The following is a 14,794-nucleotide window of genomic DNA, read 5'->3' as shown; positions in this document are numbered from 1 at the left end:
AGAACCTCCTTTTTCAACAATACATTGAACCCATGAGCCTCCATTTAAGCCAGAATTCGCATTCGAACTATAATTAAATGTATTATCAATTGTTCCGTCTTGATTGATTCTTATAATTTTATCCTCTGAAGCTAATGAGAAAGAATTTTATTATTGGTATCTACCAGTACAGTATTAGTACTTCCATAACCATAGCCATTTGTATCAAGCAACGATATAACACCATTATTTCCAAAGTTTGTTACAGGTAATCCATTTGAGTTAAATTTTTGAATAAACCCACCATTACTACTAAAACAAATAATATTAGATTGATAGTCCATTCTTACAAATGTCCTGCCGGGAGGAGTTCCTTGTGTAGACGCATAACCATTGTCACCAAAAGTGTGATCCAAGCTGCCATCAGAATTAAGTCTGAAAATGACATGCCTATTCTGAATGTTTTGAATGTATTTGATCGAATGAACAAGTATTTTATCATTTTGTATAAGGATTCCATACGAAGCGTAATTCTGATCAGGAACTAGGTCAGGAACTACTACAGTACCATTGGTTCCAAAAGTAGGATCTGGTTGACCGTTTGGAAGTATTCTGGATATTGCCACTGATTCTGTATTGATAAAACCAAAAATGATCAATTTCCCATCTGATTGTAGTTTCCCTTCGTTTAAGTAACTGTTGTGAGGTAATTGTAAGTGTCCGTTAACTCCAAAAGTTGTATCTGGTATCCCATTGGCTGTAAGCTTTGATACATAAGATTCGGTAACATTGAGACCAGGATATGTATTTGTATTATGAGTAAAGTAAATTTCCCCATTGGGATTTTGAACCATTGACCAAGTGAGATTTCCGGGCATTGTATATATTCCACTGGTGGCAAAATTCGGATCCTTGGAAATGATCTGTGCAAAAGCTGTTTGTACTACAAAAAGCAGTGCGATAAATAAATTTTTTGTCATTTGATTTTTTTGAGTTTAATAATACCTTTCTTATTTCTTTATTAGTTTTTTAGTCGTTTCTTTTCCATTGGTAAATCGGATCTTTAGCATATAAACTCCACTTGGAAGAGCTGATAGGTCTGAGTGGTTATTTTTAACAGTTTTGGCAAGCTTTCCGGTTGAAGAGTAGATCTCTATAGATTGTATAGTTTCCTTTGTATGGTAAATTAAATCTTGCTTAATTGGATTTTCAAATGAAATGGCAGTTTTGCTGGCTTTAGAAAAATCTGCAGTAGCTAAAGTAGCGTTACTATTTAATAGAAATTTTAAAATTTGGTTTCCTCTTGTAGCAAAAATATTTCCATCATTCACGATCATGTTTCCAATAAATAGAGAACCCACCGCATTTTCGGAATAATAATTAAAAAGAGGATCTATAGCTCCTGTTGAAGTAAGTTTGGAAATTAAAAAAGTTTCTCCGCTTGTTCCTGTTATCCATGAGATATAATAGCTTCCATTCTTCTCAGTAATAGAAGAGGATAGGTTACCATCATTGAATGGCGCTGCAGTATTGTCAAATACAAAAGTATTATCGCGGATTCCATTAGGGGTCATTCTGAAGATCTCATTGTTAAGGACATTGGCACATACAATGTAATTATTGCTGTCCATGAAGGCTGTTCCTGTAACTCCGGGACTATTCGTGAAAACAAGAGCTCCATTGTTTCCAAAAGTTGTCAAAGGTTGTCCGTTACTGTTATATTTTTCCATTCCTCCATTAGGGTAGGTTACATTAGAGTTCGTGTTGGAGTAATCGGTAATAAAGCTTACAATATTGGATTGATTGTCTAAAAATATAAAGTTCCCCATGGTCTTTACAGAACCATTGTATCCGAAAGTGTTATCTATGCTTCCGTCATTGTTGAGCCTGTAAATACTTTTATAAAAATTAGAGGTTCCATCAGTTGACAATCCATAGATAATAATTTTATTATTCTGAAGGTATAAGCCATAGCCAGCGCCATTAAAATCGGTGAAAATATTTGAAATCTTTGAAGAGCCATTACTGCCAAATGTGGGATCAAGCTGTCCATTGGAGGTGATTCTGGTAATAACGGAACCATCAGTATTGAAACCAAATACCAAAAGCTTGCCGTCTGATTGTCGGGTAAGCTGACTGTCTACAGCGGTATAATAATTACTGATTATCGTTTCTCCATTATTTCCAAAAGAAGAATCTACAGTTCCATTAGCATTAAGTTTTGAAATAACACATTCAGCGATGTTTGAAGATGAATTATCTTTGGCATAAGTAAAATAGAAGCTCTTGTCGGGGTTTTGAACGATTTTGGTATTATAGCTAGTATTGGAGCCTGCAATAGTATATTTTCCGTTTGAGGCGAAGCTGTTGTCATAAGAGATAATCTGAGCGGATACACTTTGAATCATCAAAATGCATGGTAGTAATAAATTTTTAATCATCGTATTTAATTTTAAAAGTTTTCAATGGTGTTATTGTTTTTCAGAGCAGTCTTTTAAGGGTAAAACCTTAGGTGTGCTTGAAAAACAGAAGTTTTTTAAACTGCAATCAAATATTACTTTATGGTAGTTTTGAATGGTTTAAAGGGAGATTGTTACTTGTAGATAAGTGAGAAATTGGGTATAGGTATCCCAAATAAAAGGAATCCCATTGAGGGTGTTTTTTTTCATTTGTATTTTATTTTGATGTGTTTTTACAAATATAATAAAAAAAACCTTCAGTAAAAACTGAAGGTTTTAAATTTTGTCTTAATTAGAAAATTCTATCAATTCTTCTTTTTTAGAATTGTAAATTTTGTATTCTAAATATTTAAAAGAATCCCTTGGAACAATGGTTACCCATTTTTTATATTTAATGAACCATTTCATTTGGATGCTTTTAATAAGGCCTTTTGTTAAATAGGCTTCTACAAATGGGTGTACATGCAGGTAGATTTTTCCTTTTTCTTTCTGCAGGATATTTCTTAGGGTTTCACCCATTCTTTCCACGATGACAATAGGAGCAACAATCTCTCCGTCTTTGTTCGGGTTTTCTTCTTTAGTTTCGATCTGTTTTTCCGGACGGTTTCTTTGTCGGGTAATCTGAATCAGACCGAATTTACTTGGAGGAAGGATTTTGTGGCGAGCTTTGTCGCGCTTCATTTCCTCTTTTAGATGTTCAAAGAGCTCTCTTCGGTGCTCTGAATTGGGCATGTCGATGAAGTCGATCACAATGATACCTCCCATATCGCGGAGGCGAAGTTGTCTGGCAATCTCAGTGGCTGCCATTTTGTTTACTTTAAGAGCGTGTTCTTTATTGACAGCGGTTCCGGTAGTAATATTATTTCCGGAGTTAACGTCTACGACGTGTAGGGCTTCAGTATGTTCAATAACAAGATAAGCACCTTTGGAGCTTGGTATGTTTACGTGTTTTCCGAAGCTCTGTTTAAGCTGTTTTTCAACATTGTAATATTCCAGAAGTGGAATATGGGAATCATAAAACTGGACAATATTTTTCTTTTCAGGCGCTATTACTTCAATGTAATTTTCCATTTCGTTTACCATTTGCTCATCATCGCAGATGATATTCACGAAATCCTGATTAAAATTGTCTCTTAAAATAGCTGAAGCTTTGTCTTCTTCGCTTAAAACTTTAGACGGAACTTTGTTTCGTTGGATATTTTTAAAGGTGGTTTCCCATTTCTGAATCAGCTGATTCATATCGTTATGAAGGTCGGCTACCTTTTTTCCTTCGGCTACAGTTCTGATAATAACTCCAAAACCTTCAGGTTTGATACTGTCGATCAGAGTTCTCAATCTTTCCTTTTCCTCAAAACTTTTAATTTTTTTGGAAATGGAAACCTTATTGTCGAATGGAATTAAAACCAAAAAACGTCCTGTTAATGAAATTTGGGTAGATATTCTAGGCCCTTTCGTAGAAATAGGCTCCTTGGTGATCTGTAAAAGAACAATGTCATCTTTTGCAATGACTTTATCTACCGTTCCATTTTTATCTATTTCGGGTTGTATCTCGAAATTTTTTAAGCTTGAAGTGTTTTGTTTCTTAGAGATCGTATCTTTTAAAAATTTTCTGTAAGTAAGATATTGTGGTCCCAGATCCTGATAATGCAGGAATGCATCCTTGTCATATCCTATATTTACGAATGCTGCATTCAGATTGGGGGCCAGTTTTTTTACTCTTCCTATAAACAGATCTCCAACTATAAAATCGCTTTTGTCCTCTTGCTCATGAAGTTCACATAGTCTTCCGTCTTCCAGCAGTGCAATCTTTGTAAGATCATCTTCATGCGAAACTATTAGTTCTTTCTTCATTTTGTTATAAGATAAAATTGTTAAGATTTAGGAAATTGGTAATGTTCTCGATTAATTTGTCTATTAAATATAAGGATTTAGAATGAAAGCCTTTATATTTTTGTTAAAATAATATTTGAAACCATCCGTTTTCCGCGGAATCTTATAGTTGCAAACAAAAATATAGTCGGTGAACCTTAAAAACTTAAAACCACCAACTATATTATTATATTGTAAATCTCGAGAAGAAGAGATTATTTTTTCTTATGTCTGTTCGCTCTTCTTCTTTTCTTTCTTTTGTGAGTCGCAACCTTGTGTCTTTTTCTTTTCTTTCCGCTTGGCATAATTTTAATTTTTTAGTAACTAGTTAATATTCAGTTAATGTTCTTATTTTACTGCAACTTTCGTTTTTACTTTCTCAACAAAAGATTTTGAAGGTTTGAAAGCAGGAATGTTATGAGCAGGAATCTCAATCGCAGTGTTCTTAGAAATATTTCTTCCTGTTTTAGCAGCTCTTGTTTTAATGATAAAAGATCCAAAACCTCTCAGATAAACGTTATCCCCATTATACATAGAAGTTCTGATCTCCTGCATAAAAGCTTCTACAACTTTCTGTGTTTCATTCTTTTCTGTTCCCAACTTATTTGAGATGGTGTTTACCAATTCTGCCTTTGTCATTTCCTTATTTTAATTTTAAATTTTAGGTGTGCAAATTTAGTTAAAAAAATTGAATACTAGCAAATTAGTGGCAAAATATTTTTGTTCAATGAGTTGAGATATTAATGTATATGCTATGTTAATGCTACTTGAAGATAATTTAATAATAAAATAATATTGCAATACAATGATAAAAAAACATCGAGAATAATAAAAAAATGAAGTAAGTAACGATAAACTTAATAGAGCTTTATATCACTCATTTCGTATCTGATAATTGCTATAAACTGGAATTGTAGTATCCATTTTCCACACAAAAACGGATCAGGTGAAGCTTTGTTTTCAGTCCTAGTTTTTCCGTTAGGCGGTTGATATAAGTATCAATCGTTCTTGTACTCAGGTTTAGCTTTTCTGCAATTTCCTTATTACTGAAACCTTCATAGCAGAATCTCATCAGTTGTATTTCAGCCGGCGAAAGCTCTTCCTGGCCTTTCTTTTGCCTGTCCATATATTCCTGTACGGCAAGTGGCTGTTGCTCCCATTCTTTCGAATACGCTTCATAATCAAACTCATCAGAAGCTATACTTCCTTTAATAATATCCTTAATAATGGTACTGTTTTTCTGACAGTAATAGATATTAGGAATTCTCGACAGAATTTCAGCCATATCTTCCTGGTAAGTCCCGGAATAGGTGATAATAGGCGTTTCTGCATTGTTTTTCCTTATGTATTTAATAGCTTCAATTCCGCTTAATACCGGCATAAATAGCTCAATGATGAATACATCTTCTTGTCTTCTGTAGATTCTGTTCACGAGTTCGTGGCCATTGTTACAATCGTTCAAAAGCATATAGAAAGGGTTTTCCATCAAGGTTTTGATCATTATTTTTTTAAAATAAAAATCACTGTCAGCAATGGAGAAACGCACGGTATTAGATAATATTTTACTCATTCTTAATATCGATTTGGCGAATGATATTTAAAATTCAGAGGCCTAATTTATGAAAAACTTATTAAAGTTTAAATTAATATTAATTTAAACCGGGATTTTACGAAACTGCCACAGGGAAAATACGTATTGTGCATAAAAAATTTTTTTTATACTTTCACAGGCCAAACAAATCGCAAATATATGTCTTCGAACAGGGAAAAAAAATTGAACAAATCTGACGTCAGAATGGGCATTTGGAAGTTTATCCTTTCATTTGCTGTTTTGTCTATGGTATCCTTTAGTTGTCTCTATCTCTTCTTTAAGAGCTATGATATACAGCGTGAAGGGATAAGTAGCGAAGCGGAAGCTTACAAGGAATTAATGCGCCGAAGTGATCTATTGAAGATTAATGTAGATGATATTTACGAAAGAATGACCCAGCTTGATATGAACAAGGTGCAAAATGATGTTTTTCTTAGGACAAACATTATGGACAACGTAAGAAACGTTAAAAGTATTATGGGAAAAGACAGTACCGGAAGCTTTAAACACTATGCTACATTAATGAAACAAATAGGCCCGATGATTAATTTAAAGACCAAAATCATAGGCGTAGAATTCAAAAAGAAAACAGTTCTCAGAGATCTGGATGAATGTATGGGAAAAGTAAACAGAGCCAATAATGAGCTTAGAAAAGACCCTACACGAAATTTTACTGGAGGTAGAAAAAGATAAAAGATAAAGATATGCAAGGACAAATTACACTATCTAAGAAGGAAAGGCATTATCAGTTTTTTTATTTAATACTGATGCTTGTAACAGCTATGATATTTCTTGGAGTTCTCTTCTTAAAAGGATTTGAATCCCCGTTTTCTGATGAAGATGTAAGAGGAATTCAAAATCTTGAGCAGAAAGCAGAGTTTGAACAACACCAAAAAATCATTATTCCAATCATGGACAGTACCTATACCATGATTACTAAACTTACTGACGAGACCCCACAGCCTTTTGTAGAAAATAATATCTTTGTAGGAGTAAATGACTTGAATGGCTATTTTAAAGGCCACGATATTGTTGATACCAGAAAAGATGCTTATCCGCAGATTGCTAAATTTTATAAGATGTACTATGAAGATAAAAAGGTGATTTCCACTACTTCAGAAGATATCAAGCGGTTTGAGAAGCAAGTAGAGGAATGTAGAATAGGATTTAAAGATAAACAAGAAAAGATTTATCTGCGCAAAAATGAAATGAATGCTCGTACTCAGTAAACTAGCAATAAATTTAGGAACTTTACATAAAACACATCACAATTATTAACTATGAATTATTTTCAAAAAAACAAAAAGAACATTATTATCGGTGTTATTGCAACATTGCTCATCGCAGCTCTTGTTGCACTATGGCTGCAGAAAAAAGTGATCCATTCTGCTGATGATATTGTTGGAGTAGTCTATCCATCTACATTGTCGGTAGGAGATACACTTTTATTTGAAGATAAAACCCAGTTTGCCAAAACCAAAAGATGGAATTTTGGAGACGGAACAACTTCTGATAAAAATAGTGGGATCCACTTCTATAATAAACCTGGATATTACCAGGTAAGTTTGATCGTTGACAGCAAATATACCAAGTCATTTCCTGTAATGGTATCTGCAAGAAGTATCAAACAGCCTAAAGACAGTGCAAAGGCTAAAACAACTATAGAAGCTCAAACGCAGGCCATGCAGAATGAGAACGTACAGTTCCGTGCTGTTTCCAACGCTTCACAATTCGCTTGGAAGTTTGGAGAAACAGGAAATACGGATTCTAAAGATAAGCTGGCGATCTATGCTTATAAAAAACCGGGAGATTATTTAGTAACCCTATATACGGAAGAAAGCCAGGAGCCTATCTACCACCGTATCAAAATTCTTCCTGCTTATAACTCATTGGAACAAGAGGAAGTATCTGTAGAAGATTCTTACGCGAAAGTTGATAACGATTTCAAATATCATTTACAGCAAATTGCCAATGGAAATAGTTTCAATATGCACTACAATTACCTGTTGAAAACGTATCTGTGTAACAATGAAAATACAGTGGTAAAAGTGAATGACAGTAAAGTAAATAACTTCTACATGTACTGTGCAGGTCTTCAGTTTGACAAGAATACTGTGATCCAGACTGTAAAGGTGAATTTGGATGATACACAAAACTGTGTAACAAAAGTAGATATAAACCAAAGCAAATAATACCATCCGGTTCTCCGGATGTGCCAATCATAAAAAGATAAAATAGGATGAAAAATAAATTTCCTCTAGCAGCATATTATATAGGATTATCAGTATTGTTGACGAGTTGCCAGGTAAAGCTTCCGTCGAAAAAAACACCTGAGCCTTCTCAATATGGACAAGTTGATAATTCAACAGTTGTCAATGGCTATCCTAAAAAGTCCGTTCCATGGATCGTTATTTCAGACAGATCAAGAAATACGGCCTACCTGGATAAAGACGATGAGAAATCATACAAAGAAGTAAAATTTCTGGAGCCTTTAATGGTTCTGAAACATAGAGACGGAATGGTAAAGGTCGCGGAATATGTTCCAGATGCTTTAATGAAAAAGGTCTCTTCAAAATCTATTAAAACCTATGGCTGGATTCCTGAATCTGACCTACTTTTATGGAATCATTCTCTTAAGAGCGAAAGAACAGGATATCCTGTAAGAGTAGCGGTAGTACCTAATAACAGCGAAGTTATCAGAAGTGCTGAAAGATACTACAAAAATGACTCGATCATGGTGTTCAACTCGCCGAGTCTTATTGAAACAGCTAATGTTAAGATTCCTAACGGACAAGTCGTATATGTTTACAAACAAGCTGAAAATAACAAGAGATTCCTGGTAGGTAAAAAACCATCTATAGATATCGATAGCATCGGTAAAGGCCTTTATGGATGGGTAAGTTCCAATGTAGTTTCTACGTGGGGTGAGCGTTCCGCTATTAAGCTTAAAAATAACACAGGAATTACTGATACTGAACTGGGAGTACGCGAAGGATATCCCGGAGCATCAGGGTCAGATGCTGAAAATAAAACAGCAATTCTTCTTACCGACGTAAACAAAAGAAAACCTTTAGAAAATATCTTCCCGGTAACTCTTGCTCTAAACGAAGCTCCAACTCCGGATTCTAAAACAAAATACTTTACCAATATTCTTGATTATAGTAAAAACTATGTCTTTAATGTTTTAGGAGAGCCTATTTACTTTGATCGCTACAGAGAGATTACAGATAGAGATAAAAACATCAATATTGTTTTTGCATTGGATATAAGCGCGGGGAATGCCCCTTATGCTCCCATTGTAAAATCATTGTTACAGGATCTTCAGCTTAGATTTGAAAAACCATCGTATTTCAATAATGTAAAATATGGGGTAGTTTTATATAAAAATAACACTTGTGGTACAAACACCGCAGTTTCTAATTTAAGTTCTGACTACAGTAAGATCACAACATTTATCGATCAGAAGACCAACGAAATGAATTGCACCAGCAATAGTGGTTATCAGCCGGTAGGAGAGGCCCTTCTGCAGCCGGAAACCTCCTTTCTAATGTTCCTGATGAAACTAATATCGTGGTAACTGTAGGAACCTCTGCAAATCAAAGTGGAAATATGTACAGTGTGATCGGCTCACTTACTCAGGCGCAAGCCAGATTGATTATGTTCCAGACCAGTGCAAGATCATCTGATACCTACAATGATTTTGTATTGATGGCCGAAAACGTGGTTACTAATACTGCTAAAAATATTGCAGAGCTTAAAAAACAAAAAATTATCAACCAATCAGACGTTCTTACCAAGAACAATTTCAGTCTGGTAGAAGGCGATGAAGGATTCTTCTCTTTAGCTTATCCTAAGCAGAGTATGTCTCAGGGGTTTGTAATTTTCCCTAAAAAAGGAGATGTAGCGACTCCTGGATTCCTGAAAAAATCTGTAGATAGCCTTATTGCTCAGGTTACTTTAGATAATCAGAGTGTAGATAAATCACTTAATGATTATTTCCATTCTTCTGTAGGAGCAGGAAAAACAGATGTAGATTTAAAATATAAATATCTGTATCCAGGACTTACCAACCCTGTTTCCGCAGGAATCGCAGCACAGCTGATCAATTATGGAAACCCGTTCCTTGTAAAAGGATATCTGCCAAAAGAATTGAAAGAGATTACTCCAAGTGTAGAAAGGGATTCTTATTTCTGAATCAGAATTTGACAATTTGAAAGCTTTCTATTCTGAAGTGTATAGAAATACTGCTCCTGATAAACCGGATTTTAACCAATCAAGAGCGATCAAGGAATATGTAAGATTGTTGAAGAAATACAATCCAACCATTAAATTCCTGGATAAAGGTGATCTTTATGAATTACCAATGTCTTACGCTGTTGGAATGAGTACAGGATTTGATCTTACTGAAGAAGAGATCATGGCGAAATACAAGCTTAAAGGATGGAGAAAATCTAAAATAGTTCGTAATGAAACAGTGAAAAATTATTTCCATCGTTATAAAGATCTGACAGAAAGAATGCTGAACCACAGAAATAACCCAGCAGTGAAGATCCAGCAAAACGGACAGACTTTCTATTGGCTAAACGAGTATTTTACTCCTACAATGATCCCAACAGAGGCTCCGGAATACACAAAACATTAATTGTTAGTAACATCATATAAAAGCAGAAGTATCATACTTCTGCTTTTTTTGTTGATGGTTCTGTGATAAAAACAGATCATTTGCATATGATTTCCAAGGTTGTATTTTGAGATGAAAATGTCATTTTTTTGAACTTATCATACTGTTTATTTCTCGTTTGAGTGTAAAAGTATTCTTTTTCCTTAAATAGAGATAAAACTTAAAATGCTTTATTAGTGGCATTTATGAATGTGTTTATAAATCTATTGTCGTAGAATTACTACAAAAAGTCGTAGAACTACTACAATTTTTCAGATTTCTTGTAAAAAGTTTTTTTTAGAGAAAAAGACCCTCTATATTTGCTACACAATCACTGAATCACAAGATATTACTAACGATTAAAATTTACAAGTCATGGCAGAAAGAAATTCAAGAGGAATCTTAAAATTCAACAACGGAGAAGGTCAGAAATTGTTAAAAATGAACTACAGCGTATCAAGATCTACTGATGTATCAGGACGTGTAGCTTCAGACCCTTCTAATGCACTTATCAAAGTTACAGTAGAAGCTACTGAAAAATCAGATATTTTAGAAAGTTTATTAAACGGAAAATATAAGCCAACAGTAGGAGAAATCGTTTTCAACAAATCTCACGAAGAAGGTACATTAATCACTTTGAACTGGCAAAACGGTTACGTGATCCAGCATCAGGTGGAATTTGATGCTGTAGACAGTAACAGTATGTACATTAGCTTTGTAATAAGCGCTGAAACAATCAGCTACGGTAGTTCCGAATATGCTGGACTTTGGCCAACAAGCTAAAAATTCTTACACACATTTATCAACATTCATACAAAAAAAGACTGTCCCTTTTAAAGACGGTCTTTTTTCGCCTAAGATGAAATTTTTATATTGATTTATCGGATCATATCTTATTGATATGATGGTTATTTCGTAAAATGTTGTTATCTTTAATACTAAATCAAACACAAAGCACATGAAAACCGAAACAAAAACTAAAGGATCTTCTTTCCGTCCGTCCCAGAACGCTGACGGGATCTCTGAAAACCATCATGCAGGGATCAACCGCTTGGTAAAACTATCACTGGTTGTGGAGGGGAAAATTATTAAGTACTACAAACACTTCACTCTTAAACAAAAAGCAAGTCATCATCACGAATTCAGTCTTACCCTGGCTCACGATGCATTGGGAGACCGACAGAGCCATACCCTGGAGGAGGCTAATAAGTTTTTGGGAAAACGTCTTACCGCTATTATTTCTTACAAAGATATTGATAACAGCCCTGAAAGAAACTTCATTGGATTGATCACTAAAGTAGGATTCAGTCAGGAAAAAATGAGTCTTGGAAATATAGTTCTTTCCGGATACAGTCCTACGATTCTATTGGATGGAGCTCCGCATATCCAGAGTTTTGGAGGCGGGCAATCTGTGAATATGGGAATTATTGCAGAAGAAGTCATTAAACAAGGAATTGATAAAAGTCGTTTTGATATCCGAGTAGATACCAACGATTTTTCCCAGATCATCTACAGCAGCCAATACAACGAGACGCATTATAATTATCTGGCAAGAATGGCAGAAGCCTATGGCGAACAATTTTACTATGACGGTGAAGTTCTTCACTTTGGAAAACTTCCGCCTCAGAATAAGCCTATAAAACTAATTTATGGCAGCAATGCCGATGATATCAGGGTAGAATTAAAGGCTGTTCATACAAAACCTCAATATTACGGTTATAACAGCAGTAAAAATGAAAAACTGACCTCCGGTGAAACTCCGGTAAGCCATTTAGGAGATCTTGCCAAGACCGCCTATAGTCATAACGATAAAATATATAAGACACCTGCTCTTCAGGTAGCGCCTATTAAAGCGTCTACTCATTTGGATGTAGAAAATTCACAAAAGAGTACAGCAGGAAGCGAAGGGGTAAATGTATTTTCAGTTTCCGGTTCAACAACAGTACCTTTTCTTCATCCTGGATGTGTGGTGGATATCCACATGAGAAAGCCAGATAGCAACGAGACCTCTTATTTTACCAAAGTGATGGTAACGGAAGCCGTTCATGAAATTGATACAATCGGTCACTATACCGGAAGCTTTGAATCCATAGCAGCCGATACCGGATTTTTACCCAAACCTGAATTTACAGTTCCTACTGCGCAACCTCAGATCGCCACAGTAATTGCCAATGCAGACCCTGAAGGTCAGGGAAGAGTACAGGTAAGATTCGACTGGCAGATGAATGATACCACTCATTTTGTAAGAGTGATGACCCCTGATGCCGGTGGAACAGATCAGATTACTCAAAATCGTGGCTATGTAGCGATTCCTGAAGTAGGAGATCAGGTAATGGTTAATTTTGTCCACAGTCATCCTGATCGTCCCTTTGTAATGGGCGGCATGTTCCATGGTGGAATAGGTCTTGGTGGTGGAGTAAACAACCATATGAGATCTATCCAAACCAAAAGTGAAATCAAAGTTCTGATGAATGATGATGAAAAAAGTGTAACAATCATTGACCCAAGTGGAAATACCTATTTTATGGATGGAAACGGAAATATTTCAGTGACCGCTCCCAATGATATCACATTTACAGCGGGAAAAAATATGAATATTAATGTCGGTGAAAATATGACAACAACGGTGGGAATGAATAAAAGTAATTCTGTAGGGATGAATATTATGGATACTGCAGGAGCAAATATCTGGCAGAATGCGACATTAGATTATAGTTTAAATGCGACTAATATACTTAAGATTGCGAGCGAGAATTATTCTTATGAAGCGAAAGATATTCATAAAAATGCTGCAGAAGGAATTGAAGTAGCGGCTTCAAAGGATTATGTACAGAATAGTGAGCAGACAATTCACAATTTGTCAGGTGAAAAAGGACATAATGCATAAAGACTTTAGATATGGCCAACGAAGCAAAAAAAACAGGACAAATAAGTGTTTGTGCTAGAAATATAAAAGGAATAGCAAGTGGGGGTATATTGGAAGAGAGCAGATATACGAAGAATTCAGCAGGTGGAAAGTGTATACAAAATAGTGGTGATGGTATAAATAATAATGTGAATCAACTGAGGAAAGAAGCTTTAAAGGTTATAAAAATTGAGGGTCCATTTGATGAGAAAAATAAATTAGTAGATACAATTGAAAAAGGAAAATGGTATACTTACAAAGCTAAATTTAACAGAGAGCCAGAAAAACGAGAATTAAAAATGTTAAAATGGGCATCAGAGTATGATGAAACTGGTAAAAAGAATTTATTATCAGATGTGTCTAATAGGGAAAAAGATGAAATTGTACATCAGGTTTTTACAAGTGCTACAAATCTAAGGCTCAAGATATATGCATATTTTCAAAATCCTGTTACTTTTACTAAGGCTGAAATAATTCAGGGAGAAGTATTATTAATTGTGGGAACTGAGCAGCATTCTCAAACTTATGGAAACAAATTAATGTTTCCTGCACAGGCTGTAAGGGAGATTCGAGAAAACTATAAGAATCACAAGCATGTCAATATAATTATTTTCAAAGATGAATTTACTGAAATGCAATTAAGTATTATTAAAAGAGATGCAAAAAAATGGAATACTGATTTATATTTTAAGAAGATTAATTCTGTATCTGAGCTAATTACATATATAAATAATGGAGATGCAACAGTTGCACGAAGTAGAACTAAAATTTCTACGATAAAAATATTCTCACATGGTCTGCCAAGTGTTTTAGATTTTGGTTTGGATGGTGCTAATGAAGAGTCTCAACGTTTTAAAATTCAACATGTATCTCAGCTGAAAAAAGAAGTATTTACGGAAAGGCCGGAGGTTTATTCATATGCGTGTAGAACGGGGAATAGTGATGGGAGAACTGTAACTTTAAATCCTTCTTATAAATATGATACCCAATCAATAAATTTGGTAAAACCTAATGAAAGTCTAGCTCAAAAATTAGCTGATCATTTAAATGCAAAGGTGTATGCCTATTTGCGAAGAAGTAATTATACTCCTACTTGGTTGGATGGAGGAAATAAAGACTACAAATCTAAATATATGACTATAGAAGATGAAAATGTAAGTAATCCGTTAAATCCTAAAGATTGGTTTAGAAAAGGATGGGATGAAGCGCTTTGGAATCCCGATGGTGCATTTTTACTTCCAAAATCAGGAGAATCTCCTTCGGGATTATTACAGGGTGGAATGTTTGTTTTTGAAAAAGATAAAAAAGAAACGAAAAAATAAATAAAAATA

The 14,794-nt window shown here is 34.8% G+C and carries 12 protein-coding genes and 2 pseudogenes; 8 read left to right on the top strand and 6 right to left on the bottom strand.

All coding sequences use genetic code 11. The features are described from left to right. Nucleotides 1–75: 75 nt before the first annotated feature. From QWZ06_RS28320 to QWZ06_RS20820, 6 genes and pseudogenes are all read right to left on the bottom strand, one after another. Nucleotides 76–123 (bottom strand): annotated as a pseudogene (locus tag QWZ06_RS28320) (hypothetical protein); the annotation flags it as partial. Between the two features lie 8 nt (nucleotides 124–131). Beyond that, complete coding sequence (locus tag QWZ06_RS20840; RefSeq protein WP_290300932.1) at nucleotides 132–959, bottom strand: NHL repeat-containing protein; 828 nt, start codon at nucleotides 957–959, stop codon at nucleotides 132–134. 30 nt (nucleotides 960–989) lie between these two features. Beyond that, nucleotides 990–2,420 carry a T9SS type A sorting domain-containing protein gene (locus tag QWZ06_RS20835; RefSeq protein WP_290300931.1) on the bottom strand — a complete coding sequence of 477 codons (1,431 nt, stop codon included), beginning with the start codon at nucleotides 2,418–2,420 and terminating at the stop codon, nucleotides 990–992. 306 nt (nucleotides 2,421–2,726) lie between these two features. After that, nucleotides 2,727–4,289: an Rne/Rng family ribonuclease gene (locus QWZ06_RS20830; protein ID WP_290300930.1), complete on the bottom strand. Its 1,563-nt coding sequence runs from the start codon at nucleotides 4,287–4,289 to the stop codon at nucleotides 2,727–2,729. A gap of 366 nt (nucleotides 4,290–4,655) precedes the next feature. Continuing rightward, entirely contained in the window at nucleotides 4,656–4,946 is a 291-nt protein-coding gene (locus QWZ06_RS20825) for an HU family DNA-binding protein (RefSeq protein ID WP_002984212.1), read from the bottom strand. Between the two features lie 259 nt (nucleotides 4,947–5,205). After that, the gene (locus tag QWZ06_RS20820; protein ID WP_290300929.1) at nucleotides 5,206–5,877 is read right to left on the bottom strand and encodes a response regulator transcription factor; all 672 of its coding nucleotides are present in this window, start codon (nucleotides 5,875–5,877) and stop codon (nucleotides 5,206–5,208) included. A 204-nt stretch (nucleotides 5,878–6,081) separates the two neighbouring features. Here QWZ06_RS20820 and tssO point away from each other — a divergent pair, with 204 nt between their 5' ends. From tssO to QWZ06_RS20775, 8 genes and pseudogenes are all read left to right on the top strand, one after another. Next, on the top strand, nucleotides 6,082–6,591 hold the full coding sequence (gene tssO, locus QWZ06_RS20815) for a type VI secretion system TssO (protein WP_290300928.1): 510 nt from the start codon (nucleotides 6,082–6,084) through the stop codon (nucleotides 6,589–6,591). A gap of 11 nt (nucleotides 6,592–6,602) precedes the next feature. Beyond that, complete coding sequence (locus tag QWZ06_RS20810) at nucleotides 6,603–7,127, top strand: type VI secretion system transmembrane protein TssO (RefSeq protein ID WP_160139314.1); 525 nt, start codon at nucleotides 6,603–6,605, stop codon at nucleotides 7,125–7,127. A 51-nt stretch (nucleotides 7,128–7,178) separates the two neighbouring features. After that, nucleotides 7,179–8,090: a PKD domain-containing protein gene (locus QWZ06_RS20805; RefSeq protein ID WP_290300927.1), complete on the top strand. Its 912-nt coding sequence runs from the start codon at nucleotides 7,179–7,181 to the stop codon at nucleotides 8,088–8,090. A gap of 47 nt (nucleotides 8,091–8,137) precedes the next feature. Further along, nucleotides 8,138–10,092 (top strand): annotated as a pseudogene (gene tssR / locus QWZ06_RS20800) (type VI secretion system protein TssR domain-containing protein). A gap of 16 nt (nucleotides 10,093–10,108) precedes the next feature. Then, nucleotides 10,109–10,540: a type VI secretion system protein TssR domain-containing protein gene (locus QWZ06_RS20790; RefSeq protein WP_290300924.1), complete on the top strand. Its 432-nt coding sequence runs from the start codon at nucleotides 10,109–10,111 to the stop codon at nucleotides 10,538–10,540. A gap of 393 nt (nucleotides 10,541–10,933) precedes the next feature. Then, nucleotides 10,934–11,341, top strand: a complete 408-nt coding sequence (tssD, locus tag QWZ06_RS20785) for a type VI secretion system tube protein TssD (RefSeq protein ID WP_290300923.1) — start codon at nucleotides 10,934–10,936, stop codon at nucleotides 11,339–11,341. Between the two features lie 175 nt (nucleotides 11,342–11,516). After that, nucleotides 11,517–13,445 carry a type VI secretion system Vgr family protein gene (locus tag QWZ06_RS20780; RefSeq protein ID WP_290300922.1) on the top strand — a complete coding sequence of 643 codons (1,929 nt, stop codon included), beginning with the start codon at nucleotides 11,517–11,519 and terminating at the stop codon, nucleotides 13,443–13,445. A gap of 11 nt (nucleotides 13,446–13,456) precedes the next feature. Further along, nucleotides 13,457–14,785: a hypothetical protein gene (locus QWZ06_RS20775; protein WP_290300921.1), complete on the top strand. Its 1,329-nt coding sequence runs from the start codon at nucleotides 13,457–13,459 to the stop codon at nucleotides 14,783–14,785. The last annotated feature ends 9 nt before the right edge of the window (nucleotides 14,786–14,794 follow it).

Origin of the sequence: Chryseobacterium tructae (assembly GCF_030409875.1) — a bacterium.
Taxonomy (GTDB): Bacteria; Bacteroidota; Bacteroidia; order Flavobacteriales; family Weeksellaceae; genus Chryseobacterium; species Chryseobacterium tructae.
The sequence above is the reverse complement of the archived record's forward strand: the minus strand, read 5'-3'. Positions and strand labels throughout refer to the sequence as shown.

Excerpts from the sequence above, each read along its gene's own strand:
- QWZ06_RS20840 (WP_290300932.1), bottom strand. The coding sequence starts at position 959 with ATGACAAAAAATTTATTTATCGCACTGCTTTTTGTAGTACAAACAGCT.
- QWZ06_RS20825 (WP_002984212.1), bottom strand. The coding sequence starts at position 4,946 with ATGACAAAGGCAGAATTGGTAAACACCATCTCAAATAAGTTGGGAACA.
- QWZ06_RS20805 (WP_290300927.1), top strand. The coding sequence starts at position 7,179 with ATGAATTATTTTCAAAAAAACAAAAAGAACATTATTATCGGTGTTATT.
- QWZ06_RS20820 (WP_290300929.1), bottom strand. The coding sequence starts at position 5,877 with ATGAGTAAAATATTATCTAATACCGTGCGTTTCTCCATTGCTGACAGT.
- QWZ06_RS20835 (WP_290300931.1), bottom strand. The coding sequence starts at position 2,420 with ATGATTAAAAATTTATTACTACCATGCATTTTGATGATTCAAAGTGTA.
- tssD (WP_290300923.1), top strand. The coding sequence starts at position 10,934 with ATGGCAGAAAGAAATTCAAGAGGAATCTTAAAATTCAACAACGGAGAA.
- QWZ06_RS20810 (WP_160139314.1), top strand. The coding sequence starts at position 6,603 with ATGCAAGGACAAATTACACTATCTAAGAAGGAAAGGCATTATCAGTTT.
- QWZ06_RS20780 (WP_290300922.1), top strand. The coding sequence starts at position 11,517 with ATGAAAACCGAAACAAAAACTAAAGGATCTTCTTTCCGTCCGTCCCAG.
- QWZ06_RS20775 (WP_290300921.1), top strand. The coding sequence starts at position 13,457 with ATGGCCAACGAAGCAAAAAAAACAGGACAAATAAGTGTTTGTGCTAGA.
- QWZ06_RS20830 (WP_290300930.1), bottom strand. The coding sequence starts at position 4,289 with ATGAAGAAAGAACTAATAGTTTCGCATGAAGATGATCTTACAAAGATT.